General features: G+C 68.5%; 18 protein-coding genes and 1 pseudogene. 10 read left to right on the top strand and 9 right to left on the bottom strand.

Going from position 1 to position 21605, the window contains the following annotated elements; translation table 11 throughout:
- Positions 1–65: 65 nt before the first annotated feature.
- Complete coding sequence (locus AB4Y67_RS08765) at positions 66–437, bottom strand: VOC family protein (RefSeq protein WP_441405386.1); 372 nt, start codon at positions 435–437, stop codon at positions 66–68.
- A gap of 163 nt (positions 438–600) precedes the next feature.
- On the opposite strand from AB4Y67_RS08765, the pseudogene AB4Y67_RS08760 reads away from it, so the two are divergent.
- Positions 601–993: pseudogene (locus AB4Y67_RS08760) on the top strand (OsmC family peroxiredoxin); the annotation flags it as partial.
- 15 nt (positions 994–1008) lie between these two features.
- On the opposite strand, the gene AB4Y67_RS08755 reads toward AB4Y67_RS08760, so the two are convergent.
- The gene (locus AB4Y67_RS08755) at positions 1009–4575 is read right to left on the bottom strand and encodes a S41 family peptidase (RefSeq protein WP_441405385.1); all 3567 of its coding nucleotides are present in this window, start codon (positions 4573–4575) and stop codon (positions 1009–1011) included.
- A gap of 74 nt (positions 4576–4649) precedes the next feature.
- Between AB4Y67_RS08755 and AB4Y67_RS08750 the strand changes: the two genes are divergently transcribed.
- Entirely contained in the window at positions 4650–5552 is a 903-nt protein-coding gene (locus AB4Y67_RS08750) for a TIGR01777 family oxidoreductase (RefSeq protein WP_441405384.1), read from the top strand.
- A gap of 16 nt (positions 5553–5568) precedes the next feature.
- Here the strand turns inward: AB4Y67_RS08750 and AB4Y67_RS08745 are convergent, their stop codons facing one another.
- Positions 5569–7572 (bottom strand): protein kinase domain-containing protein, encoded by a 2004-nt coding sequence (locus tag AB4Y67_RS08745; protein ID WP_441405383.1) that lies wholly within the window; start codon positions 7570–7572, stop codon positions 5569–5571.
- A gap of 109 nt (positions 7573–7681) precedes the next feature.
- On the opposite strand from AB4Y67_RS08745, the gene lipB reads away from it, so the two are divergent.
- The 4 genes from lipB (at position 7682) to AB4Y67_RS08725 (ending at position 10696) form a co-directional block, all read left to right on the top strand.
- Positions 7682–8350, top strand: coding sequence for a lipoyl(octanoyl) transferase LipB (gene lipB / locus AB4Y67_RS08740; RefSeq protein ID WP_441405382.1), 669 nt, complete (start codon positions 7682–7684; stop codon positions 8348–8350).
- A complete protein-coding gene (gene lipA, locus AB4Y67_RS08735) occupies positions 8347–9354 on the top strand; it encodes a lipoyl synthase (RefSeq protein WP_441405381.1) in 1008 nt (335 codons plus the stop codon). The genes lipB and lipA overlap by 4 nt, the downstream gene beginning before the upstream one ends.
- An 89-nt stretch (positions 9355–9443) precedes the next feature.
- A complete protein-coding gene (locus AB4Y67_RS08730; protein ID WP_441405380.1) occupies positions 9444–10205 on the top strand; it encodes a DUF4191 domain-containing protein in 762 nt (253 codons plus the stop codon).
- Between the two features lie 116 nt (positions 10206–10321).
- Entirely contained in the window at positions 10322–10696 is a 375-nt protein-coding gene (locus AB4Y67_RS08725; RefSeq protein ID WP_441405379.1) for a DUF3817 domain-containing protein, read from the top strand.
- Positions 10697–10970: 274 nt separating this feature from the next.
- On the opposite strand, the gene AB4Y67_RS08720 is transcribed toward AB4Y67_RS08725, so the two are convergent.
- On the bottom strand, positions 10971–11408 hold the full coding sequence (locus AB4Y67_RS08720) for an RDD family protein (protein WP_441405378.1): 438 nt from the start codon (positions 11406–11408) through the stop codon (positions 10971–10973).
- Positions 11409–11705: 297 nt separating this feature from the next.
- Here AB4Y67_RS08720 and glnA (AB4Y67_RS08715) point away from each other — a divergent pair, with 297 nt between their 5' ends.
- Positions 11706–13130, top strand: coding sequence for a type I glutamate--ammonia ligase (glnA, locus tag AB4Y67_RS08715; protein WP_224049282.1), 1425 nt, complete (start codon positions 11706–11708; stop codon positions 13128–13130).
- Positions 13131–13212: 82 nt separating this feature from the next.
- Here the strand turns inward: glnA (AB4Y67_RS08715) and AB4Y67_RS08710 are convergent, their stop codons facing one another.
- From AB4Y67_RS08710 to glnA (AB4Y67_RS08690), 5 genes are all read right to left on the bottom strand, one after another.
- Positions 13213–13413, bottom strand: a complete 201-nt coding sequence (locus AB4Y67_RS08710; RefSeq protein ID WP_441405377.1) for an AsnC family protein — start codon at positions 13411–13413, stop codon at positions 13213–13215.
- A gap of 87 nt (positions 13414–13500) precedes the next feature.
- Complete coding sequence (locus AB4Y67_RS08705; protein WP_441405376.1) at positions 13501–14016, bottom strand: GNAT family N-acetyltransferase; 516 nt, start codon at positions 14014–14016, stop codon at positions 13501–13503.
- 69 nt (positions 14017–14085) lie between these two features.
- Entirely contained in the window at positions 14086–14502 is a 417-nt protein-coding gene (locus AB4Y67_RS08700) for a VOC family protein (RefSeq protein WP_441405375.1), read from the bottom strand.
- Positions 14503–14583: 81 nt separating this feature from the next.
- Positions 14584–17595, bottom strand: coding sequence for a bifunctional [glutamine synthetase] adenylyltransferase/[glutamine synthetase]-adenylyl-L-tyrosine phosphorylase (locus tag AB4Y67_RS08695; protein ID WP_441405374.1), 3012 nt, complete (start codon positions 17593–17595; stop codon positions 14584–14586).
- Positions 17596–17604: 9 nt separating this feature from the next.
- On the bottom strand, positions 17605–18945 hold the full coding sequence (gene glnA, locus AB4Y67_RS08690; protein ID WP_346926188.1) for a type I glutamate--ammonia ligase: 1341 nt from the start codon (positions 18943–18945) through the stop codon (positions 17605–17607).
- A gap of 287 nt (positions 18946–19232) precedes the next feature.
- Between glnA (AB4Y67_RS08690) and panB the strand changes: the two genes are divergently transcribed.
- The 3 genes from panB to AB4Y67_RS08675 all read left to right on the top strand — a co-directional run bounded on the left by panB (position 19233) and on the right by AB4Y67_RS08675 (position 21583).
- Complete coding sequence (gene panB, locus AB4Y67_RS08685; protein WP_441405373.1) at positions 19233–20171, top strand: 3-methyl-2-oxobutanoate hydroxymethyltransferase; 939 nt, start codon at positions 19233–19235, stop codon at positions 20169–20171.
- Positions 20172–20377: 206 nt separating this feature from the next.
- Positions 20378–20773 carry a PLDc N-terminal domain-containing protein gene (locus AB4Y67_RS08680; RefSeq protein WP_441405372.1) on the top strand — a complete coding sequence of 132 codons (396 nt, stop codon included), beginning with the start codon at positions 20378–20380 and terminating at the stop codon, positions 20771–20773.
- 42 nt (positions 20774–20815) lie between these two features.
- A complete protein-coding gene (locus AB4Y67_RS08675) occupies positions 20816–21583 on the top strand; it encodes an MBL fold metallo-hydrolase (protein ID WP_441405371.1) in 768 nt (255 codons plus the stop codon).
- Positions 21584–21605: the final 22 nt, after the last annotated feature.

Genomic DNA, 21605 nt, shown 5'->3' with positions numbered 1-21605 from the left:
CGACGCACCCCGCGCGGGTGCGTCGCCGTCGTCGTTAAGCCGCGTCGCAGCCCGGTTTCAAAAGCTCAGTCGCCGGCAATGCAGAACTCGTTGCCTTCGGGATCCTGCATGACGTCCCAGTGGAAATCGCCGATGTCGTTGCCTTCGACGAAGCCGGCACCGAGCGACTCGGCGAGAGCGCGCAGCGCCGCGGGATCGGGCCCGTGGATATCCAGGTGCAGGCGGCGCCTGCCTTCCGTGGGCTGCTCGACCTGCTGGAAGGCCAGCTGTGGTGCTCCGGGGCCGGCGGGCTGGAGCCAGACGAACTGATCGAAGCGCGTAGATACCGCGGTGCCCAGCAGGGCGGCCCAGAACTCTGCCAGCCGCTCGGCATCCACGGCGTTGACCATGATTGTGGCGATGCGCGCCGCGGGCGCATCGGGTTCAGTGATTTCCATGCCGACACTGTACCGATGGCCCATTGCCGGTGGCGCCGTGCGCGGGTCACAATCCACTGACAGCGGAACCCCCGTGCGCCGGCCCGGCTGAATCCCTAGGATGGGACACGGCACGACCGGCGCACGCGCCGGATCACGCATTGAACTATGACGAGGAGTGGACATGGCAACAACACGCACCGCACACACCGTTTGGAACGGCGACCTGATGTCAGGCGCCGGCAACACCACCCTGGACAGCTCCGGACTGGGCAATTTCGACGTCACCTGGAAGGCACGCGCTGAAGCGGCCGAGGGCAAGACCAGCCCCGAAGAACTCATCGCCGCCGCGCACTCGGCATGTTTCTCGATGGCCTTCAGCCACGCCCTGGCCGGCGCCGGCCACACGCCCGAGGAAGTCAACACCAAGGCGGACGTCACGTTCGTTCCCGGGACCGGCATCTCGGACAGCCACCTGACCGTGAGCGCACGGATCCCGGGCATCCCCCGCTCCCTGCTGGTCAGGGAACGGGGGCCTTCGCCGTCGGGGGGGGTGTGCCCGTCGGTGGGGGTGCTCGTCTGGGGGTGTTGGCTAGCTGCCCTGGCGGCGGGCCGGCAGCGGGGCAGGCCGGACGAGGCGGTAGCCTTCGCGCAGCGGCGGCCGGTCGGTGGGCAGCTCCTGGATCATTTCCTTGAGCGCGCCGATGCCGTATTCCAGCTGCGGGTCCGTGCCGGCGGCGCAGGCGTGCGGCGGGAAGGTCACTTCGATGTCGGGCGCGACGCCGAAGTTCTCGACCCCCCAGCCCACCCCGCCGGAGAACCACGTGGCGTAACGCGGCTGGGTCACGCCGGTCCCGTCGGCCAGGGCGAAGCGGTTATCGATGCCGACGACGCCGCCCCAGGTCCGGGTGCCGATGACGGGGCCGATCCCCCGCAGCTTGGAGACCTGGGTGATGATGTCGCCGTCGGAACCGGCGAATTCGTCGGTCAGGATGATGACGGGACCGCGCGGCGCGTGGTGCGGGTAGGTCCGCGGCCTCTCCCCGCGCGGCATGCTCCAGCCGGTGACCTTGCGGCCGATGAGTTCGGCAACAAGCTGGGAGGTGTGTCCTCCCCGGTTGCGGCGGACGTCGACGATCAGCCCGTCGAGGGCCGTCTCGGTGTCAAGATCGCGGTGCAGCTGGGCCCAGCCGTTCGCCATCATGTCCGGGACGTGCAGGTAGCCGAAGGTCCCCTGCGAGGCCTGCCGGACAGTCCGGCGGTTGGAAGCCACCCATTCCTGGTACCGCAGCCGCTCCTCGTCCTTGACCGGGACCACGGCGACGCGGCGCTGTTGCCCTGCCTGGCTTCCGTGCCCGGCACCGTTGCGCAGGGTGAGCTCCACCGCGCGTCCTGCGGCGCCGACCAGCTGCATGGCCGGGGTGCGCGCCTCGGTGAGCTCGACGCCGTCGATCGCCAGCAGCACGTCGCCGGGCTTCGCGTCAGCACCGGGCCGGGTCAGCGGCGAGGTGGCGAGCGGGTCGGAGGACTCCCCCGCGAGGATCCGGGTGATCTCCCAGCCCTCCCCGGCGAAGACGAGGTCAGCGCCGAGGCGGCCCTGGCCGTTGCTGCCGTTCTCGGTGACGGCGGCCGGGCGGACGTAGGCGTGGGAGGTGCCCAGCTCACCGTGGAGCTCCCACAGCAGGTCCACGAGGTCATCGTGCGAGCCGAGGCGGTCCACGATGGGACGGTAGCGGGCGTGCACGGAGTCCCAGTCCTGACCGGCCATGTCTTCGGTCCAGAAGAAGTCCCGCTGGAGCCGCCAGGCTTCATCGAAGGCCTGCCCCCAGACGCTGAGCGGATCCAGCTGCACGCGGATGCGGCTGAGGTCCACCTTGACCAGCTGGCCGGACTCCTCGTCCGCCTTGGCGCCGGCGGGCGAGACGCGGATTTGCTTGTCGTGCAGGGCCACAACCTTTTCGCCGTCGCCGGAGAGCCGGTAGCTGTCCAGCGCGTCCACGATCGTGGTGGTCTTGCGGCGGGCCAGGTCGAAACGGACGAGGCAGGGTGCCGCGTTCTTGTCCTCGACGCTGGCGCGGCCCTCGCCGGTGGCACCGGAGAGTTCGCTGTCGAGCCAGAGCAGGGCCCCGGCGGCTGCGGTGAGGGCGGAGTAGTTGCCCTGCGGAACCGGCACGCTGATGACGCGGTGGGCCAGGCCCTCGGCGTCGACCCGGACTACCGGAACGTGCTGCCCAACGGACTTCTCCGCCGGAGTCCCGGCTGTGTCGTCCCGCAGGGGCTCCCGCAGGTCTTCCTGCAGGTCAACGCTCGGGCCGAAGGGCGAGGGGGTGTCCGCGGCGAGGGCCACGAGGTAGGGCTTGATCGGGCTGGGGAAGGACAGGTCGAAGGAGTGTCCGTCGTAGACCGGGTCGAAGCTGCGGTTGGAGAGGAATGCGAGGTACTTGCCGTCGGGGGTGAACGACGGCGATTCGTCGCGGAAGCGTCCGTCGGTGACCTCGACGATGGTGCGTTTCCCGTCCGCTGCGTTGCCGGCGTCGTCCACAGCGGTGATACGCAGCCGGCTGCGGGAGCCGAAGGACGTGACCGGCTCGGACCAGCCCAGCCAGGCGGAGTCTGGGGACCAGCTGAAGCCTTCGATGCTGCCCTCGCCGATGCTGCTCACGAGGGACAGTGCGCCGGTGCGCGTGTCGGCGAGGTAGATGTCGCCGAAGGCTGTGCCGACGGCGAGCCAGTTCCCGTCAGGGCTGGCCTCGATGGCGCTGGCCCGCGTGGGCTTGGGGAAATCGATCCGGGTGGTCGGGCTGGACTGCCCCTGCTGCGCAGCGGGGGTGCCTTCCGCCGCGCCGGCGGCGTCTGCGTTGCCGCCGGCGGTGTCGGCTGTGTTCGCGGGGTGGCGGTCCGCTCCGTCCGCTCCTGCCGCCGGGACGGCGGTCACGGCGTCGGGCCGGGTGAGGGCTGCAGCCGAAACGGGCCTGGGCAGGGGCGCGCCGGCGTCGGATTCCTGCATAGACGCGGGGGCCTGCTGTGCCGGAGCTTCCGGCTGGCTGCCGGACTTCGTGCCGAAATCGGGGTTGCCGGCAATTGCCCGCAGGTACAGGGCCTCGACGCCGTCGTGATCGGCGACGTAGGCGATCCGTCCCTCGCCAAAGGGTCGGGGCAGGCGGGCCCGGACGCCGGGGGTGGCTTCCAGGACGCGGGAGGGCCCGTCCTTGTGCCGCAGCCAGTGCAGCGTGCCGTGGGATTCCACGGCGCTGGAGCCGCCGGTGCGGTCCGGAACCACGTCTCCCAGGTGCCGTGAGGTCTTCAGCGGCGCCGCGCGGCGGGCCTGGGAAGCCGATCCCAGCGAAATCTCGAGTTTGACGGCGTCCGAGCCGAGGTCCGGCAGCAGCCACAGTTCGCCGGCCGATTCGAAGATGATGCGCCTGCCGTCGGTGGCGGCGTGGCGGACGTAGAAGTCCTCGTGGTCCGTGTGGCGGCGCAGGTCGGAGCCGTTGGGCAGCACGGAGTAGACGTTGCCGTAACCCTCGTGGTCGGAGAGGAAGGCGATCCGCCCGTCCACCCACATCGGGTCGGTCAGGTTGCCGTCAAGTTCTGCGGCGAGGCGTTCGAATTCGCCGTTCCCGTCGCCGTCAATCCACAGCTTGCCGGCGGTGCCGCCCCGGTAGCGCTTCCACCATGCGGGTTCGCGGGAGAGCACGCTGGCCAGGACAACGGGGCGTTCGTCGCCGACCACGGGTCCGAAGGCAACGGACTCCACCGGGCCCAGCGGGAGTTCAGTGGCCCAGCCGCCCGTGACGGGAAGGCTGTAGGCGTGGGTGAGACGGCTGTCGGCCTGGCGGAAGGCGCTCGTGACCAGGACATCGCCGTCGGGCGTGAAGCCCTTGACCTTCGTGGACGCGTGGCCGAAGTAGCTCAACTGGCGGTAGCCGCCGCCGTCGACGTCCGCGGTGACAACTTCCGGGGCCGTTCCTTGAACGACCGTCCACACCAGTTTCTTGCCGTCCGGCGTGAAGCGGGGGTTCCGGGCGGGCAGCTGCAGCGAGGACACGCGCCAGGCGCGGCCCCCGCCGAGGGGCGCAATCCAGACGTCGTCCTCGGCCACGAAGGTGACCAGATCGCCGTGCAGGTGCGGGTAACGGAAGTAGCGCGAAGAAGTCATCGTCCGATCATAGTCAAGACCGGCCCTCCCGCCCGGGAGGTGTCCCGGCCGTGCCGGGCATGGTGAGATGGATCATGCGAATCATTGTTGCCGGAGCCTCCGGGCTGATCGGAACCGCCATTTCCAGCACCCTGCGCAGCGCCGGGCACGACGTCGGCGCCCTGGTCAGGCGGCCCCCCGCCGCACCCGGCGAGTTCCAGTGGAATCCCGGCGAGGGCCGCATCGACGACTCCGCACTGAAGGGAGCGGACGCCGTCATCAACCTCTCGGGCGCCGGCATCGGCGACCGGCCGTGGACCCGGGCACGGATCAGCGAACTGCGCAGCTCCCGACTGGACGCGACGCGGACACTGACGGCGGCAATGGCCCGCCTGGATACCCCGCCCGCGGTCTTCCTGAGCCAGTCCGCGTCCGGCTACTACGGCAGTGCCGGTCCCGAGCTGCTCCGCGAGAACTCACCCGCCGGCACCGGCGTTCTCGCCCGGATCTGCGCCGACTGGGAGGCAGCCGCGCACGAGGCTCCCGCCGGCGTCCGGGTTGTCACGCCCCGCACCGGCGTCGTGCTGAGCCGTTCGGGCGGCGCCTTGGGACGCTTGATGCCGCTGCTGCGCCTGGGCGTCGGCGGGCCGCTGGGCAACGGCCGGCAGTACTGGCCGTGGATTACGCTCCCCGATGTTGCCGGGGCCTTTGAGTTCCTGCTCCGCACTCCGCTGTCCGGGCCGGTAAATCTTTGTGCCCCGGAAAGCGCGGACGTGAACTCCCTGATCGCGCAACTGGCAGGCGCCCTGCACCGGCCGGCGGTGCTACGCGTCCCGGCGCCGGTGCTGCGACTGGTGATGGGCCAGCTCGCCGACGAGCTGCTGCTCGCCAGCCAGCGGATGGAGCCGGCAGCCCTCAGCGGGGCCGGATTCGAATGGCAGCACCCGTCCCTCGCGCAGGCCGCCGCCTGGGTGGCGGAACGCGGTACGAAATCCTGAGGATCCCCGACGTCCGTTAGCTGCCGGCGTCGGGGGTGCCAGCTGCGGCACCGCCGGCGTCGGGGGTGCCGGTACTCGCGGGAAGAATGTCCTGTATCCGCCAGCGGCCCTCGACCGGGGCCAACACCAGCCGCAGCCGCTGTTCCGGCACGGCAGCAGCCTCGCCCACCACAACCCCGCTGGCGTCCCGTTCCCAGTAGGCGGACGTGCTGACAGTGACGGCCACCACGGCGAGCAGTCCGCCGCTGTCTTCGGTGGCCGCCGTCTGGGTCACGACCGTGGTGAACCCTGCCAGCACCCGGCCCGACTCCTCAAGGCCGGCGCTGATGCGTCCGTCCGCCACGGCCGCAGACGACGCCGGGACGTTGACCTGATCAAGCAGCCGGAAGTCCCCCGTGCTGAACGCCAGAGAGCGAAGCCAAGCCAGCCCACGGACCGCTTCCTCGGGGTTCTGTGAGTCAAGCTGCGCCCGCACCTCGGGCGGAACGGCGGCCGCATCCATGGCTGGCGTCGCAGGCTCCGGAGCGGGGTCCGGGACAGCCGGCGCGGGCTCCTTCGCAGCCTCAGCCTCCATCGCGGCGAAACTCCGGAATACCGGGGGTACCGGGGATCCCGCGACTCCCCACCCTGCAACGAGGACAGCCAGGACGGCCAGTCCCACAGCTGCGGCCCGGAAACCGCGGCGGCCCGACGGATTCCTGCGGGCTGCGCCAGTGCGGGCGGCGCCTAAACGGACAGCATCCGAGCGGGCTGCGCCTGAGCGGGCTGCGCCAAAGCGGACAGCATCTTGGCGAGCTGCGCCTGAGCGGGCGGCGTCGGAGGCTGCCACGCCCGAGCGGGCGGCATCCGGGCGGGCGGCATCCGAGCGGGCTGCGCCAAGGCGGACAGCATCTTGGCGTGCTGCGCCAGTTCGGGCGGCGTCGGAGGCTGCCAGGCCCGAACGGGCCGAGTGGCGCGCGCCGGCATTCCGGGAGGGTCTCCCTGTGCCGGACGGCCCTCCCGGCGGAGGCGGCCAGGCCACGCGGGGCTTGTGGAAGCGTCGCCGAAAGACCCGGAACTGTTCGACCCGCCGTTCCCGCGCCGTGGCGGGCAAGGAGCGCCGCGTCAGCAGTTGCGGGATGACCGTGGGGTGGACGGAGACCGACAGGTCAACCGGTGCTGCCACGGCGCTGCGATGAACGACAATAGCCAGCTCCGCAGCAGAGGGCCGCAGCCTGCGGTCCTCATGAAGTCCGGATTCCAGCGCTGCGGCCAGCTCCGCCGGAACTCCGGGAACCAGCAGGGGCAGCGGCGGCCGCTGCGCACCCGGCTCGGGAGCCCGTCCGGTCAGGCAGTACCAGCCCAGCGCCGCGAGCGAATACACATCACGCTCCGGTTGCAGTCCGGCCCGGACGGCGTCCACCGGCGCGGGGTCGCGGAAGCCGTCGGTCCCGGCGTCGGCCACGGCCGTGGCGTCAGCCACCATGCGCGCCACGCCCAGGTCCGCCAGCAGCGGCTTGCCGTGCGCGGTGAACAGCACATTGCCGGGTGAGACGTCGCCGTGCGTGAATCCCTGGCCATGCAGGTACGCGAGGGCCTGGGCAATCGGAGTCAGGACCGTCACCGTCTCCCCCGGCCCCAGCTCCCCCCGGCCGGCCACGAGCTGCTCCACTGAACCGCCCGCCGCATAGTCCATGATCAGCCCGACAGCCTCGCCCCAGTCGGCGTCGGCGTCGTCATCGCCGTCGTCATCGCCCGAACGGCTCAACTGGCCGCCCGGCAGGCGCACCACCGAGTGCGCCCGCACCAGGTGCTCATGGTCAAGGACGGACAGGATCCTCACCTCGCGCCGAATGGCTTCCTCCGCGTCGCCCCGTTCGAGGCCATCGCCGGCAGGGAAGCACTTCAGGGCGTATTCGCTGCCTGTCTGGCGTTCGGTCACCAGCCACACGGTGGCGTTGCCGCCGCGCCCCAAACAGCGGCCGACGTCGAACCCGGGCACCTCGGGCGCCGAACCCTTGGTCCGTGCGTAATCGTCCATGTCCAAGGAATAGCGGATATGCGGAAATCCCGCAGAAGTTATCCACAGGAGGGTGAGAGCTTCACCACAGAATCAGCTGCTGGGACGGCCGGGGTCTAAGCTGGATGCCATGACTCTTGAGTTCTCCCAGCTGGGTCTCGCCCCGGAATTCGTCGAATATACCCGCGGCTGGGACATCCAGCGCGAACTCCATGAGCGCGTCGCCGCCGGCGCTGCCCCCAGCTCGGTCCTGCTGCTCGAACACGCCGCCGTCTACACGGCAGGCAAACGCACCGAAGACCACGAGCGCCCCTTTGACGGCACCCCCGTGGTCCCGGTGGACCGCGGCGGCAAGCTCACCTGGCACGGTCCCGGACAGCTCGTCGGCTACCCCATCATCAAGCTGAAGAACCCGGCCGGGATCCGCGACTACGTGGAGCGGCTCGAAGCCGTGATCATCGCCGTCCTGGCCGACTACGGCATCGAGGCCGTCCGGATCAAGGGCCGCGCCGGCGTCTGGATCGACCAGGACGAGAAGGGTCCGGCGCGCAAGATCGCCGCGATCGGCATCCGCGTCCACGAGGGCGTCACGATGCACGGCTTCGCGATCAACTGCAACAACGACCTCGCCCCGTATGCCCAGATCATCGCGTGCGGCATCACCGACGCCGGCGTCACCACTATTTCCCAGGAGACGGGCCGGGACGTCACTCCCGCCGACCTCGTTTCACGGATCATCGAAGAACTGCGCAACAATGAAGAAGCGCTAGTTGCAACCCATGAAGGAGCTCTACTGTGACCCTGGCACCAGAAGGCCGGAAAATGCTGCGCATCGAGCAGCGCAATGCGGCCACCCCGGTGGAACGCAAACCGGAATGGATCAAGGCCAAGGTCCAGATGGGTCCGGAGTTCGTGCAGCTCAAGAACCTCGTCAAGAAGGAAGGCCTCCACACCGTGTGTGAAGAGGCCGGCTGCCCCAACATCTTCGAATGCTGGGAAGACAAGGAAGCCACCTTCCTGATCGGCGGCTCCGAATGCACCCGCCGCTGCGACTTCTGCCAGATCGACACCGGCAAGCCCTCCCCCGTGGACGTTTTCGAACCCACCAAGGTGGCCCGCTCGGTCCAGTCGATGCAGCTCCGCTACGCCACCGTCACCGGTGTGGCGCGCGATGACCTCGCCGACGAGGGCGTCTGGCTCTACGCCGAAACCGTCCGCAAGATCCACGAACTCAACCCGGGCACCGGCGTCGAGCTCCTGATCCCGGACTTCTCCGGCAAGCCCGAGCACATCGAGGCGATCTGCGACTCCAAGCCCGAGGTGTTCGCGCACAACGTCGAGACCGTGCCCCGGATCTTCAAGCGCATCCGTCCGGCTTTCCGCTACGACCGGTCGCTGGATGTCATCACCCAGGGCCGCAAGCTCGGCATGGTGACCAAGTCCAACCTGATCCTGGGCATGGGCGAGACCCGCGAGGAAATCTCCGAGGCGCTCCGCGACCTGCACGATGCCGGCTGCGACCTGATCACCATCACCCAGTACCTGCGCCCGTCCGAGCGGCACCTGCCGGTGGACCGCTGGGTCAAGCCGCAGGAGTTCGTGGACCTGCAGCAGGAAGCCGACGAGATCGGTTTCCTCGGCGTCATGTCCGGACCGCTGGTGCGTTCCTCCTACCGCGCCGGACGTCTCTGGGCAACCGCGATGCGCAAGAAGGGCTGGGAAATTCCGGCCCAGCTCGCCCACATCGAAAGCTCCGGCAGCACCCGCCAGGAAGCCAGCTCACTGCTCGCAGCGCACTCCTGAATCCAGCTGTAACGATTGCGGCGCAGGGCCGGCACCGGATTAATTCGGCGTCCGGCCCTTCGCCGTCCATCACGTAGAATTAAGGCACTATGGCGACTTCCCCTGATTCCAGCAACTCCACACCGGCTTCTGATGCTCCGAAGCGCGGCCTCTTTTCCCGTAAGCCCAAGGCGGCCAAGGTCAAGAAGCCGAGCCGCCTGAAGCAGATTGGCGAGGTCTTCCAGATGACCCGCCAGCACGATCCGATGGTTCCGTGGCTGATGCTGCTGGCGTTCCTCGGTGTCGTCGCTGTCAGCTTCGGCGTCGGTTTCGCGCTGGACAACTGGATTACCGGCCTGATCATCGGTATCCCGCTGGGCATCCTGGCCGCCACCCTGATCCTGTCCCGCCGCGCCGAGCGCGCGGCTTTCGCACGGATTGAAAACCAGCCCGGCGCGTCCGGCGCTGCGCTGGGCACGCTCAAGCGCGGCTGGATCGTCGAAGAGCAGCCCGTCGCCGTGAACCCCCGCACCCAGGACGCCGTCTTCCGCGCCATCGGCCGCCCCGGCGTCGTGCTCGTCAGCGAAGGCCCCACCACGCGCGTCAAGCCGCTGCTCGACGCCGAACGCAAGCGTCTCGCCCGTATCCTGCCCAACGTCACGATCCACGTGATCGAAACCGGCCGCGGCGAAGGCCAGGTTCCCATCAGCCAGGTCGCCAAGAAGATGACCAAGATGAAGAACGAACTGACCAAGCTCGAGGTCAGCACCGTCTCCAAGCGCATCTCCTCGCTCGGAAGCCGCCTGCCCATCCCCAAGGGCATCGATCCCTACAAGGCCCGCCCGGACCGCAAAGCCGCCCGCGGACGCTAGGCCACACGCCAGACTCAAGAGACGCCCCGGTGACCGCCTTTCAGGCCGGCAGCCGGGGCGTTTTCTTTGCTCACGACCTTCTTATACGTCCCTCGGACAGAACCGGAGACTCCACTATGAAACTGCCTTCCACCACTGCCGTGATCCGTATTTTCCGGGTCCTCGCGATCGCCGAGGCCTTCAGCTGGGCCGCGCTGCTGGTCGGTATGTTCCTCAAATGGGTCACCCGGACCACGGAACTGGGAGTGGAAATCGCGGGGCCGATCCACGGGGCACTCTTCATCGGCTACGGGATTGCAGCACTGAGCCTATGGGGCATGCAGCGCTGGCCGTTCCGGGTGGCGCTGTTCGCCGGGCTCGCCGCGGTGTTCCCTTTCGCCACCGTCTGGTTTGAGCGCTGGGCCGGCCGTCACGGCTACCTGACGGTGAAAGCGGGACAGGATACTTCCGTTGCGGCGCAGGAGACGGCCGGCGAGACAGCCGGAGTCTAGCCGCGGTCGAGGTTTGGCGGCCATTCGTGGCAAACGGACGACGGCTCCCCGCGTCCCTGGCAACCTTCCGGCGCCCATCTGACGCAAATGGTCGCCAAGCGGGAGGTTTCACGGCCATTCGTGGCAAACGGACGCCGAATCTCCGCGCCCTGGCACCCTCCCGGCGCCCATCTGACGCAAATGGTCGCCAACCGAAGAGGTTTGGCGACCATTCGTGGCAATCAGCCGCGTGGGCGGCCTCGGGACTGTGCCCGCCGCCGGACACCGGCAGGAGCTACATGCGGACGAGCACCGTGTTCATGGCCTTGTCGTGGATTCCGCGGTGGTCCGGGTCGAAGATGACGGCGGGGATCACGAGGCACATCAGCAGGCTGCGGACCAGGGCGGGAACCGGGCCGGCCGGGCCGCCGCCGAGCCGGACGACGTGGATCCCCATGATGCGGTGGCCGATGCTGTAGCCCAGGGTGCCGACGAGCAGCGCCTGTTCGACGGCGAACACGGCCAGGGTTGCCCACGGGTTGCCGGCGAACGCGTAGTTGCTGATCACCAGCGCGATTGCCCAGTCAATGCAGATGGCGACGATGCGCCGGCCGGCCCGGGCAATGGACCCGGGCCCGGACTCGGGCAGGCCCAGCCGCTCCCCCGGGTACTTCGAGATGCCGGACGTGTCCGGCCCGCTGAGCCATGAGCCTATGTCTTTACGATCAACCACTCTCCAAGACTATCGGCAATGCGGGCCCTGCCGCGCTGTTCAGAGTGTGGACATCCTAGGGCCACACTCTGGTCACGGATAGGCCACGTTGTGGACAACGACTACCGTTTACATGTCAGGGCATTCTGTAACCTGCCGGAAACAAAGCGGACACCATGGGGAAATCCCGTGTCCTTAGGGTGGTAACAGTTGCTAGCGGCATAGGAGCGGGGCAGACCTTTGTGTTTACCCCGCTGTCGGACTGCGCTGGACCACACGGCCTGACGGCCAGATCTTTCACATGCATAAGGAGCATAGATGTTCAAGACTGCGGACGAAGTCCTCAAGTTCATCAAAGACGAAGACGTTAAGTTCGTCGATATTCGCTTCACCGACCTCCCTGGCGTTCAGCAGCACTTCAACGTGCCCGCCAAGAGCGTTGACGCGGACTTCTTCGTCAACGGCCAGCTCTTCGACGGATCTTCGATCCGCGGCTTCCAGGGCATCGCCGAGTCGGACATGCAGCTCATCCCGGACGTTACAACCGCGTTCCTCGACACGTTCCGCATGGAGAAGACCCTTGCGTTGAACTTCTCGATCGTGAACCCGCGCACCGGTGACCCGTACCACCGCGATCCCCGCGGCGTGGCCGAAAAGGCAGAGGCCTACCTGGCTTCCACCGGCATCGCCGACACCGCGTTCTTTGCACCCGAGGCCGAGTTCTTCGTCTTCGACAACGTCCAGTACCAGTCCTCCCCGCAGGGCAGCTTCTACAAGATCGACTCCGAGGAAGCCCACTGGAACACCGGCCGCGAAGAAGAGGGTGGAAACCTCGGCTACAAGACCCCCGTCAAGGGCGGTTACTTCCCGGTCTCCCCCACCGACAAGCAGGCCGACCTGCGCGATGCCATGTGCATCGCCCTGGACGAGGCCGGCCTTGAGGTCGAGCGCAGCCACCACGAGGTCGGTTCCGCCGGCCAGGCCGAGATCAACTACAAGTTCACCACCCTGACCCACGCGGCTGATGACCTGCAGAAGTTCAAGTACGTCATCAAGAACACCGCCGATGCCTGGGGCAAGTCGGTCACCTTCATGCCGAAGCCGGTCTTCGGTGACAACGGCTCCGGCATGCACTGCCACCAGTCGCTGTGGAACGGTGGCGAGCCGCTGTTCTACGACGAAAAGGGTTACGCCGGCCTCTCCGACATGGCCCGCTGGTACATCGGCGGCCTGCTGAAGCACTCCTCGGCCGTGCTGGCCTTCACCAACCCGACGGTGAACTCCTACCGCCGCCTGGTCAAGGGCTTCGAGGCTCCGGTCAACATGGTCTACTCGCAGGGCAACCGCTCCGCCGGTATCCGTATCCCGATCACGGGCTCCAACCCGAAGGCCAAGCGCATCGAATTCCGCGCTCCGGACCCCTCCTCCAACCCGTACCTGGCCTTCGCGGCCCAGCTGATGGCCGGCATTGACGGCATCCGCAACCGCATCGAACCGCCGGCTCCGATCGACAAGGACCTCTACGAGCTCCCGGCCGAGGAAGCCAAGGACATCCCCAAGGCTCCCGGCACGCTCGAAGAGGCATTGGATGCACTGGCCGAGGACAACGAGTTCCTCCAGGCCGGCGGCGTCTTCACCCAGGACCTGATCGACACCTGGATCGAGTACAAGTACGAGAACGAGATCCGTCCGCTCTCGCTGCGCCCGAACCCGTACGAGTTCGAGCTGTACTACGGCGTCTAATCGCCCAAGAAATAGCGACGGCGGCCCCCACCTTTCCGGTGGGGGCCGCCGTCGTTAACGGGCCTCGCCAGATGGTCGCCGCTCAGCGTTTTCCGTACTTCTTGTGCACGGCCTGCTTGCTCACACCCAGGCACGCGGCAATGGCCTCCCACGACAGGCCGGCCCGGCGGGCGCGCAGCACGGCCTCAGTTTCGGTACGCGCCACTTCCCTGCGCAGTTCAGACACCGCGTAGAGCGCCTCTGCCGGGCTCTTGCCGTCCATCGATCCGATCAGGGTTTCCATCAGAACCTCCTGGCGTCAACCTTAGATGACGTCGCCGGCGTCGTCAATGAATGTTGACGCAATCCTGCCAGGGGCAGGAAGACCAGATCAGAAGGGCCGGTACATGGTCCGCTGCGGGCCGGCGTCGCTGCCAAGGTACCGTCCGCAGTCTTCGAAGCCGGCTTTGCGGTAGGCGGCCTGCCCGGCGGGGTTCTCTTCGTTGACGGAAAGCACGACGCCGGTCTGCTCTCCGCCGAGGGCGGCGTTGAGTTTCGCGGCTGCCTGCACGGCGGCGTCGGCCGCCAGGGAACCGAGGCCCTTGCCCTGCTGCCGGCGGTCGACCAGGAAGCCTCGGAGCAGCCAGACCGAGTCGTCGTCGGGCCAGCCGGCCAGCGTCGCGGCTCCTGTCTGCAGCGTCAGCACGCCAACTGCGGCGCCGTTGGCGTCAATAGCGATGGGGTGGCGGGATTCCTCTTCCAGCCCGATGAGCATCATCCGCAGCGGCTCGCCGACGAACCGCCGCTGCTCCCCGGTGACCGAAAGTTCGGCGATCTCCCCCAGTTTGATGGCACGCGCGTCGTCGTCGAGGTTCTTCAGCGGCAGCAGCCACACATGTTCAGGCATAACAGAAGCGTACCCAAACGGGCGGGCTATCCCCGCCACAGCCCGGGCCAGAGAGTGCCGCCGGCCGGGTTAGAGTGCTGCGTCCTTCGGCGGTCCGGCAGGGTCCATCCAGAAGACTTCCCACAGGTGGCCGTCCGGGTCCTGGAAGCTGTGGGTATACATAAAGCCGTAGTCCTGCGCTTCCTGTGACGGTGAGCCGCCGACGGTGAGTGCCTTCCGGACGAGCTCGTCGACCGCCTCGCGGCTGTCCAGCGAGAAGGACATAATCACCTCGGCGGCCGCGGAAACCTCCGCAACCGACTTGGACGTGAAGGTCTTGAAGTACGCCTCGACCAGCAGCATCACGAACGCGTCGTCGTTGACGATCATGCACGTGGCGTTCTCATCGGTGAAGTCAGGATTGAAGGAGAACCCCAACCCGGTGAAGAACTCCACCGTCTTGTCGAGGTCCTTGACGGGGAGGTTCACAAACAGTTTTCTGGCCATCCGGCTAAGGTAGCACCGCGTCCGTGGGGTGTCAGCCCCCGGGCCCTCCCGCCGGTTCCGGGCGGGAGGCCGGCGGGGCGCTCACTGGCCGTAGAAGACCCGTTCGAACACGCCCCGGGCCCGCCGGCTCAGCCTCAGGTAGTCCTCCTCAAGCTCTGCGGCGTTGCCCTGACCGTAGCCGCACCAGCGGGCGACCGCTTCCAGGTCCCGGCGGGAGGACGGCAGGACATCCGACGCCCGCCCGGTCCAGACCACGTTGGCCGAGCGGATCCGGCTCGCGAGCCGCCAGGCCCGGAGCAGAATCACGACGTCGCCCGCCTCAAGGAGTCCGACGGCGGCAGCGCCCTCGAGTGCCTCCACGGTGGACGTGGTCCGCAGGCCGGCGTGGCGTCCGGCGTGCTGCAACTGGAGCAGCTGGGCCAGCCATTCGACGTCGCTCAGGCCGCCGCGGCCCAGTTTCAGGTGCCGGGCGGGGTCCGCGCCGCGCGGCAGCCGTTCCGCCTCTACCCGTGCCTTCACCCGGCGGACCTCCCGCACATCCTGTTCCGAGATCGTCTCGGGGTAACGGATCGGGTCGATCAGCGCCACATAGTCTGCGGCCAGCTCGTCGTCGCCCGCCATGGGCCGGGCCCGCAGCAGCGCCTGCGCCTCCCACACGAGCGACCAGCGGCGGTAGTACTCGGCGTAGGATTCCAGCGACCGCACCATCGGGCCGCTTTTGCCCTCGGGCCGCAGGTCGGCGTCGACCATCAGGACGCGCTCGGCGAGGATGGCGGGCTTGAGGGGCTGGGTCAGCAGGTTGGAGAGCCTGCTCACGATCTGCAATGCCTGCTGCTGGGCCTCGTCCTCCGGGACGCCGGGCAGTCCGCGGTGCACATACATGACGTCGGCGTCGGAGCCGTAGCCGATCTCCCGGCCGCCCTGCCGCCCCATGGCGACCACCAGCACGTGGGTCTTGAGCGGCTCCACGGCGGTGACAACGTTTTCCGCCACGCGGAGGGCGCCGAGGACGGCGGCGCGGTCGGTGTCGGCCAGCGCCGCGCCCACCTGATCCTGGTCCAGCAGCCCGGCGCTGTCCGCGATCGCAATCCGCAGGATCTCGCGGCGCCGGATCAGCCGGATCAGGCGCATCGCGCTTTCCGGCTCGGCGTGGCGGGACATCTTGGAGACGATCTCCAGCCATTGCGCCTCAAACGTCAGCGGCACCAGGTCCTTGTCCGAACCGAGCCAGGCCACGGATTCAGGCGAAACCTCCAGCAGGTCTGCTATCAGCCGGGAGTTGGACAGCACGTGGCAGAGCCGTTCGGCCGCCGCCGTCGAGTCCCGCAGCATGCCGAGATACCAGTGCGTGGTGCCCAGAGCTTCACTGACGCGGCGGAAGGCCAGCAGGCCGGCGTCGGGGTCCACGCCCTCCGCGAGCCAGCCGAGCAGGATCGGCAGGAGCTGGCGCTGGAGCGCGGCGCGGCGGCTGACGCCGCCGGTGAGCGCTTCGATGTGCCGCATCGCGCCGCTCGGGTCGAGGTAGCCCAGCGCTGCGAGGCGGCCCTGCGCCGCTTCCGGGCTCAGCCTGGCTTGCTCGCTGCTGAGCGCCGCCGCGGTGTTCAGCAGCGGGCGGTAGAAGATGCGTTCGTGCAGTTCGCGGACGGAGCGTTTGGTCTTGCGCCAGGCCTCGGCCAGGGCGTCAGGTTTGGGCCGTTCGCTGGAGAACGGCCCCAGCACTGCTTTGGCCAGCGCCCGCAGCGAGTCGTCTTTGACCGGCATGAGGTGGGTCCGGCGCAGCTGGAAGAGCTGGATCCGGTGTTCGAGGAGCCGGAGGTAGCGGTAGTCGCGGTCGAATTCGGCGGCGTCGGAGCGGCCGATGTAGCCTCCGGCGGACAACGCGGCAATCGCCGAGGTCGTGTCGCGGCAGCGCAGGGTTTCGTCGGATTTGCCGTGGACCAGCTGCAGCAGCTGGACGGTGAATTCGACGTCGCGCAGTCCCCCGCGGCCCAGCTTGATCTGACGCTGCTCCTCGTCGGCGGGAATGTGTTCGGTGACCCGGCGGCGCATGGAACGGACGGACTCCACGAAGCCTTCCCGGCCGGCGGAGGACCAGATCAGCGGTGCGACGGCGGCCTCGTACCGGGCCCCCAGCTCGGTGTCCCCGGCGATGGTCCGGGCCTTCAGCAGGGCCTGGAACTCCCAGCTCTCAGCCCAGCGGGCGTAGTAGCTTTCGTGCGACCCGAGGGTCCTGACCAGCGGCCCGGACTTGCCCTCCGGGCGCAGGTTGGCGTCGACCTCCCACAGCCCGGGTTCGCGGCCGATGGACATGATCGCCCGGGAAATGCCGGAGGCCAGGGCGGTGCCGATCGTGTTGGCCCGCGGATCGTCCAGCTCGCCGGATTCGATCACGTAGATGACGTCGACGTCGGAAATATAGTTCAGTTCGCGGGCGCCGCATTTGCCCATGCCGATCACGGCAAGCCCGACGTCGGCCACCTCGGTGGCGCTGAAGTGCCCGGCGGCCTCGGCCCGGGAGACCGCCAGGGCCGCCTCGATCGCGGCGCCGGCGAGATCCGCGAGTTCTGCACCCGCGGCGGGCATGAAGTCCAGGGGGTCGGCGGCGCAGAGGTCTTTGATGGCCAGTTCGACGAGCCCGCGCCTGTACTCCGTGCGCAGCGCCTCGTAGCCTTCCTGCCCGGTCAACGCCGCGACCGGCCGGCCCGATTTCGGATCGGCCCGCACGGACTGCAGCAGCCTGGCGCGCAGGACGGCGGCGTCCGCGGCGCGCGGTTCCGGGCTGGCCGTCACCTCAAAGGCGTCAAGGTGTTCGGGGTGGCGGATCAGGAACTCGCCCAGCGCCTCGGAGGCCCCAAGCACCCGGTACAGCGGCTCGCTGCGTTCGGACTCCGCGGCCGCGAGCTTGCGCAGGTCCGGGTGCTTCTCGATAAGCCGGACCAGGGACTGCAGCGCCGTGTCCGGGTTCGCGGCCAGCTGAAGTCCGGCGAACAGGACGTCCTGGTCCAGGCCCTCCAGTTCGGGGGCGGCGAGGAACCGCTCGCCCTTCTCCAGGTCGCTGAAACCGGCGGCGATGAGACGACGTGCCAGGCTCACCCGGGACGCCTAAAGGATGCCGAGGTTGCGCTGCAGCTCGTAGGGCGTGACCTGGAGACGGTAGTCCTGCCACTCGGCCCGCTTGTTGCGCAGGAAGTGCTCAAACACCTGCTCGCCGAGGATCTGCGGCATGAGTTCGGAATCCTCCATGGTGCGGATGGCGTCGTGCAGGCTGGCCGGGAGCGGGTCGTGGCCCATTGCGCGGCGCTCGGCCGAGCTCAGCGACCAGATGTCGTCCTCGGCGGCGGCGGGGAGCTGGTAGCCCTCCTCGATGCCCTTGAGCCCGGCGCCCAGCAGCACGGCGTAGGCCAGGTAGGGGTTGGCCGCCGAGTCGATGCCGCGGTACTCGATGCGGGCGGACTGGCCCTTGCCGGGCTTGTACAGCGGGACGCGGACCAGGGCGGAGCGGTTGTTGTGGCCCCAGCTGAGGTAGCTGGGGGCTTCTCCCCCGCCCCACAACCGCTTGTAGGAGTTCACGAACTGGTTGGTGACGGCGGTGAACTCCGGGGCGTGCTTGAGGATGCCGGCGATGAACTGCCGTGCTGTCTCGGACAGCTGGAACTCGGCACCGGCTTCGTAGAAGGCGTTGGTGTCGCCCTCGAAGAGCGAGAAGTGCGTGTGCATGCCGGAGCCCGGGTGGGCCGTGAACGGCTTCGGCATAAAGGTGGCGTAGGTGCCCTGCTGCAGCGCAACCTCTTTGATCACGGTGCGGAACGTCATGATGTTGTCGGCGGTCTGCAGCGCGTCCGCGTAGCGCAGGTCGATTTCGTTCTGGCCGGGGCCGGCTTCGTGGTGGCTGAACTCCACGGAGATGCCGACCGATTCGAGCATGGTGACGGCGGTGCGGCGGAAGTCCTGGGCGACGCCGCCCGGGACGTGGTCGAAGTAGCCCCCCTCGTCTACCGGCACGGGGGCGCCGTCGGGGCCCGGATGCTGGGACTTCAGCAGGTAGAACTCGATCTCGGGGTGGGTGTAGCAGGTGAACCCCATGTCGGCGGCCTTGGCCAGGTTGCGCTTGAGGACGTTGCGCGGATCCGCGGCGGAGGGTTCGCCGTCGGGGGTCAGGATGTCGCAGAACATCCGGGACGTCGCTTCCGTCTCGCCGCGCCAGGGCAGGATCTGGAAGGTGGCGGGATCCGGCTGGGCCAGCATGTCGGATTCGAAGACCCGGGCGAGGCCCTCGATCGAGGAGCCGTCAAAGCCCAGGCCTTCCTCGAAAGCGCCTTCAACCTCGGCCGGGGCAAGCGCGACGGACTTCAGCGAGCCCACGACGTCGGTAAACCACAGCCGCACGAACCGCACGTCGCGCTCTTCGATTGTCCGCAGGACAAACTCTTGCTGGCGGTCCATAGTGGCCTCTTTCCGGGTTCAACGTCCGTGCCCGGGCCCGTCCTGACTCCCGCCAGGCATGGGTCCCGCAGCTGCTCAGGATTCACTTTACTAATCATTGCCATCGTTTGCTGGAGCAGCCGACTCACGTAACACAGCGTTAACATAACGTCCGGGGATCCGGTAGCCGGAAGCCTGCGCACCGGGACCCGCGACGGAGGCTGTTCACCCGACCGTGTGATGTGATTCACCGGCCGGCGTCCGGGGCCCGGTAGCTAGGACGCGCGGTATCGCACTACGCTCGTGCCATGGCCACAAGCAAAAGCCCCGATTCCAGCATGCCCGCAGCCGAAGTTGCGGCACCCTACGGCAACGGTCCTTCGGCCGCAGGCCCCGCGCAGCCCGCCGGTGCGACGTCGGAAACTGCAGCGGCACCTGGCGGGCGGAAGCCGGTGACGAAGATCCGCACCCACCACCTGCACCAGGCGAAGCTCAACGGTGAGAGGTTTGCCATGCTGACGGCCTACGACCAGTACACGGCGGAAATCTTCGACCAGGCCGGCATCGAGGTCCTGCTCGTCGGCGACTCGGCCTCGAACAATGTGTTCGGCAACGAAACCAGCCTGCCCGTCACCGTGGACGAACTGCTCCCGTTGTGCCGCGCCGTCACCCGTTCGGCCCGGCGCGCCCTGGTGGTGGCCGACCTGCCCTTCGGCAGCTACGAGGTCTCCGCCCAGCAGGCCGTGGCCACCGGTGTGCGGTTCCTCAAGGAAGGGCTCGCCCACGCGGTCAAGATCGAGGGCGGCAAGTTCTATGCGGAGACGGTCCGGGCCATGGTCCAGGCCGGGATTCCCGTGATGGCGCATATCGGTTTCACCCCGCAGAGCGAGCACGCCCTCGGCGGCTACCGGGTCCAGGGCCGCGGCGATGACGCCCAGCGGCTGATCGACGACGCCGTCGCCCTGGCCGACGCCGGCGCGTTCTGCGTCCTGATGGAAATGGTTCCGGCGGAGACGGCGGCGGCCGTGGACGCCGCCGTCGAGGTCCCCACCGTCGGCATCGGCGCCGGCAACGCGACCACCGGCCAGGTGCTGGTGTGGCAGGACATGGCCGGCCTGCGGGGCGGCAGGATGGCGAAGTTCGTCCGGCAGTACGCGGACCTGCGCACCTCCCTCAGCGACGCCGCGAAAGCCTACGGGGAGGACGTGCGCTCCGGCCAGTTCCCCGGCCCCGAGCACTCCTTCTAGGCCATCACCGCGGGCCGGCCTCCCGGCCGCGGCCGCGGGTTGGCCGGGCCACCTCATCCTTTTCGAACGATGCGGAGTTCCGCGCGCCCGGGCAGTCTGGCCATTAAGGGCCTGCATCGGGCCCCGGCAGATGTTCCGCCGTTCCTGCCCGCTTCGTGCGCGAAGCGACGGGCCGGACACCGGCGGGCACTAGTGGAGGAGTAGCCATGGGCTCAATTTCGACTAACTTCTGGGACATCCTGCTGTGGAGTTTCTGGTTCTTCATCTGGATTTCCGCCCTGATGGTGTGGTTCCGTTGCCTGTTTGACCTGTTCGGCGACCCCGATCTCAGCGGCTGGGGCAAGGCAGGCTGGGCGATACTGCTGATCTTCGTCCCGTGGCTCGGCGCGCTCATCTACCTGATCGCCCGGGGTCGCAGCATGGCCGGCCGGCAGATGAAGGCAATAGCCGAACAGCAGGCCGCCCAGCAGGATTACATCCAGCAGGTGGCCGGCAAGTCGACCAGCCCGGCCAGCCAGATCTCCGATGCGAAGGCACTGCTCGACTCGGGCGCCATCAACCAGGCCGAGTTCGATTCCCTCAAGGCAAAGGCGATGGCCTGAGCTGAACTGGGAAGGGGCCGCGCCGCGATCAGCCGTGCGTCCATGAGAGTCACGTGGCTGGGCCATTCCTCGGTGGTGCTGGACCTTGACGGGGTCCGGATCCTGACCGATCCGTTGCTACGCCCCCACGCCGGACTGCTGCGGCGCCTGGCGCCCCGGCCGGACCCGGCGTCCTGGAGCCGGTCCGACGTCGTGCTCCTCTCCCATCTGCACCACGACCACGCCGAACTGCGCTCCCTCCGTATGCTGCCCGGAGCAACCCTGATGAGCGACCCGGCGAACGTCGCCTGGTTACGACGACGACGGCTGCCGGACACTGTTCCCCTGGGGGACTCCTGGACCGCAGCAGGCAACATGACCGCCACGATCCAGGTGCGCCAGGTACCCGCCGACCACCGGCAGCGCCCCATGCCGCACCGTCCCAACGCCGCCAACGGCCAGCTGGTCCGGGGCGCATCGGGTACCGCCTGGATCGCCGGCGACACGGGGCTGTTTCCGGCGATGGCCGCGATCCCCGCGATGGCGGGCGGCACCATCGATGTTGCGCTGGTGCCGGTCTGGGGGTGGGGGCCCAGGCTCTCGGCCGGCCACCTGACCCCGGAGACGGCCGCACAGGCCGTCGCCTTAAGCGGCGCCCGGTTCGCCATACCCGTGCATTGGGGGACCCTGCACCCGCCGTTTGTCACACACTTCGCCCGGAGCTGGCTTGAGCTGCCCGGACGCCGGTTTGCCGAGGCCGTGGCGGAGCAGGCACCGGGCTGCACGGCCGTCGTCCTTGCACCTGGCCAGTCATGGGTTGCCCCCGCGTGAGCTCAAGGCCTTGAACCGGCCT

The organism is Arthrobacter sp. YAF17, assembly GCF_052113365.1.
GTDB lineage: Bacteria > Actinomycetota > Actinomycetes > Actinomycetales > Micrococcaceae > Arthrobacter.
The sequence above is the reverse complement of the archived record's forward strand: the minus strand, read 5'-3'. Positions and strand labels throughout refer to the sequence as shown.

What these genes read in the sequence shown, in the direction of transcription:
- AB4Y67_RS08710 (WP_441405377.1), bottom strand. Translation starts at nt 13,413, where the DNA reads ATGGAAACCCTGATCGGATCGATGGACGGCAAGAGCCCGGCAGAGGCG.
- panB (WP_441405373.1), top strand. Translation starts at nt 19,233, where the DNA reads ATGGCCACAAGCAAAAGCCCCGATTCCAGCATGCCCGCAGCCGAAGTT.
- glnA (WP_346926188.1), bottom strand. Translation starts at nt 18,945, where the DNA reads ATGGACCGCCAGCAAGAGTTTGTCCTGCGGACAATCGAAGAGCGCGAC.
- AB4Y67_RS08675 (WP_441405371.1), top strand. Translation starts at nt 20,816, where the DNA reads ATGAGAGTCACGTGGCTGGGCCATTCCTCGGTGGTGCTGGACCTTGAC.
- AB4Y67_RS08705 (WP_441405376.1), bottom strand. Translation starts at nt 14,016, where the DNA reads ATGCCTGAACATGTGTGGCTGCTGCCGCTGAAGAACCTCGACGACGAC.
- AB4Y67_RS08755 (WP_441405385.1), bottom strand. Translation starts at nt 4,575, where the DNA reads ATGACTTCTTCGCGCTACTTCCGTTACCCGCACCTGCACGGCGATCTG.
- AB4Y67_RS08680 (WP_441405372.1), top strand. Translation starts at nt 20,378, where the DNA reads ATGGGCTCAATTTCGACTAACTTCTGGGACATCCTGCTGTGGAGTTTC.
- AB4Y67_RS08725 (WP_441405379.1), top strand. Translation starts at nt 10,322, where the DNA reads ATGAAACTGCCTTCCACCACTGCCGTGATCCGTATTTTCCGGGTCCTC.
- AB4Y67_RS08765 (WP_441405386.1), bottom strand. Translation starts at nt 437, where the DNA reads ATGGAAATCACTGAACCCGATGCGCCCGCGGCGCGCATCGCCACAATC.
- AB4Y67_RS08730 (WP_441405380.1), top strand. Translation starts at nt 9,444, where the DNA reads ATGGCGACTTCCCCTGATTCCAGCAACTCCACACCGGCTTCTGATGCT.
- lipB (WP_441405382.1), top strand. Translation starts at nt 7,682, where the DNA reads ATGACTCTTGAGTTCTCCCAGCTGGGTCTCGCCCCGGAATTCGTCGAA.
- glnA (WP_224049282.1), top strand. Translation starts at nt 11,706, where the DNA reads ATGTTCAAGACTGCGGACGAAGTCCTCAAGTTCATCAAAGACGAAGAC.
- AB4Y67_RS08745 (WP_441405383.1), bottom strand. Translation starts at nt 7,572, where the DNA reads ATGGACGATTACGCACGGACCAAGGGTTCGGCGCCCGAGGTGCCCGGG.
- AB4Y67_RS08700 (WP_441405375.1), bottom strand. Translation starts at nt 14,502, where the DNA reads ATGGCCAGAAAACTGTTTGTGAACCTCCCCGTCAAGGACCTCGACAAG.
- AB4Y67_RS08750 (WP_441405384.1), top strand. Translation starts at nt 4,650, where the DNA reads ATGCGAATCATTGTTGCCGGAGCCTCCGGGCTGATCGGAACCGCCATT.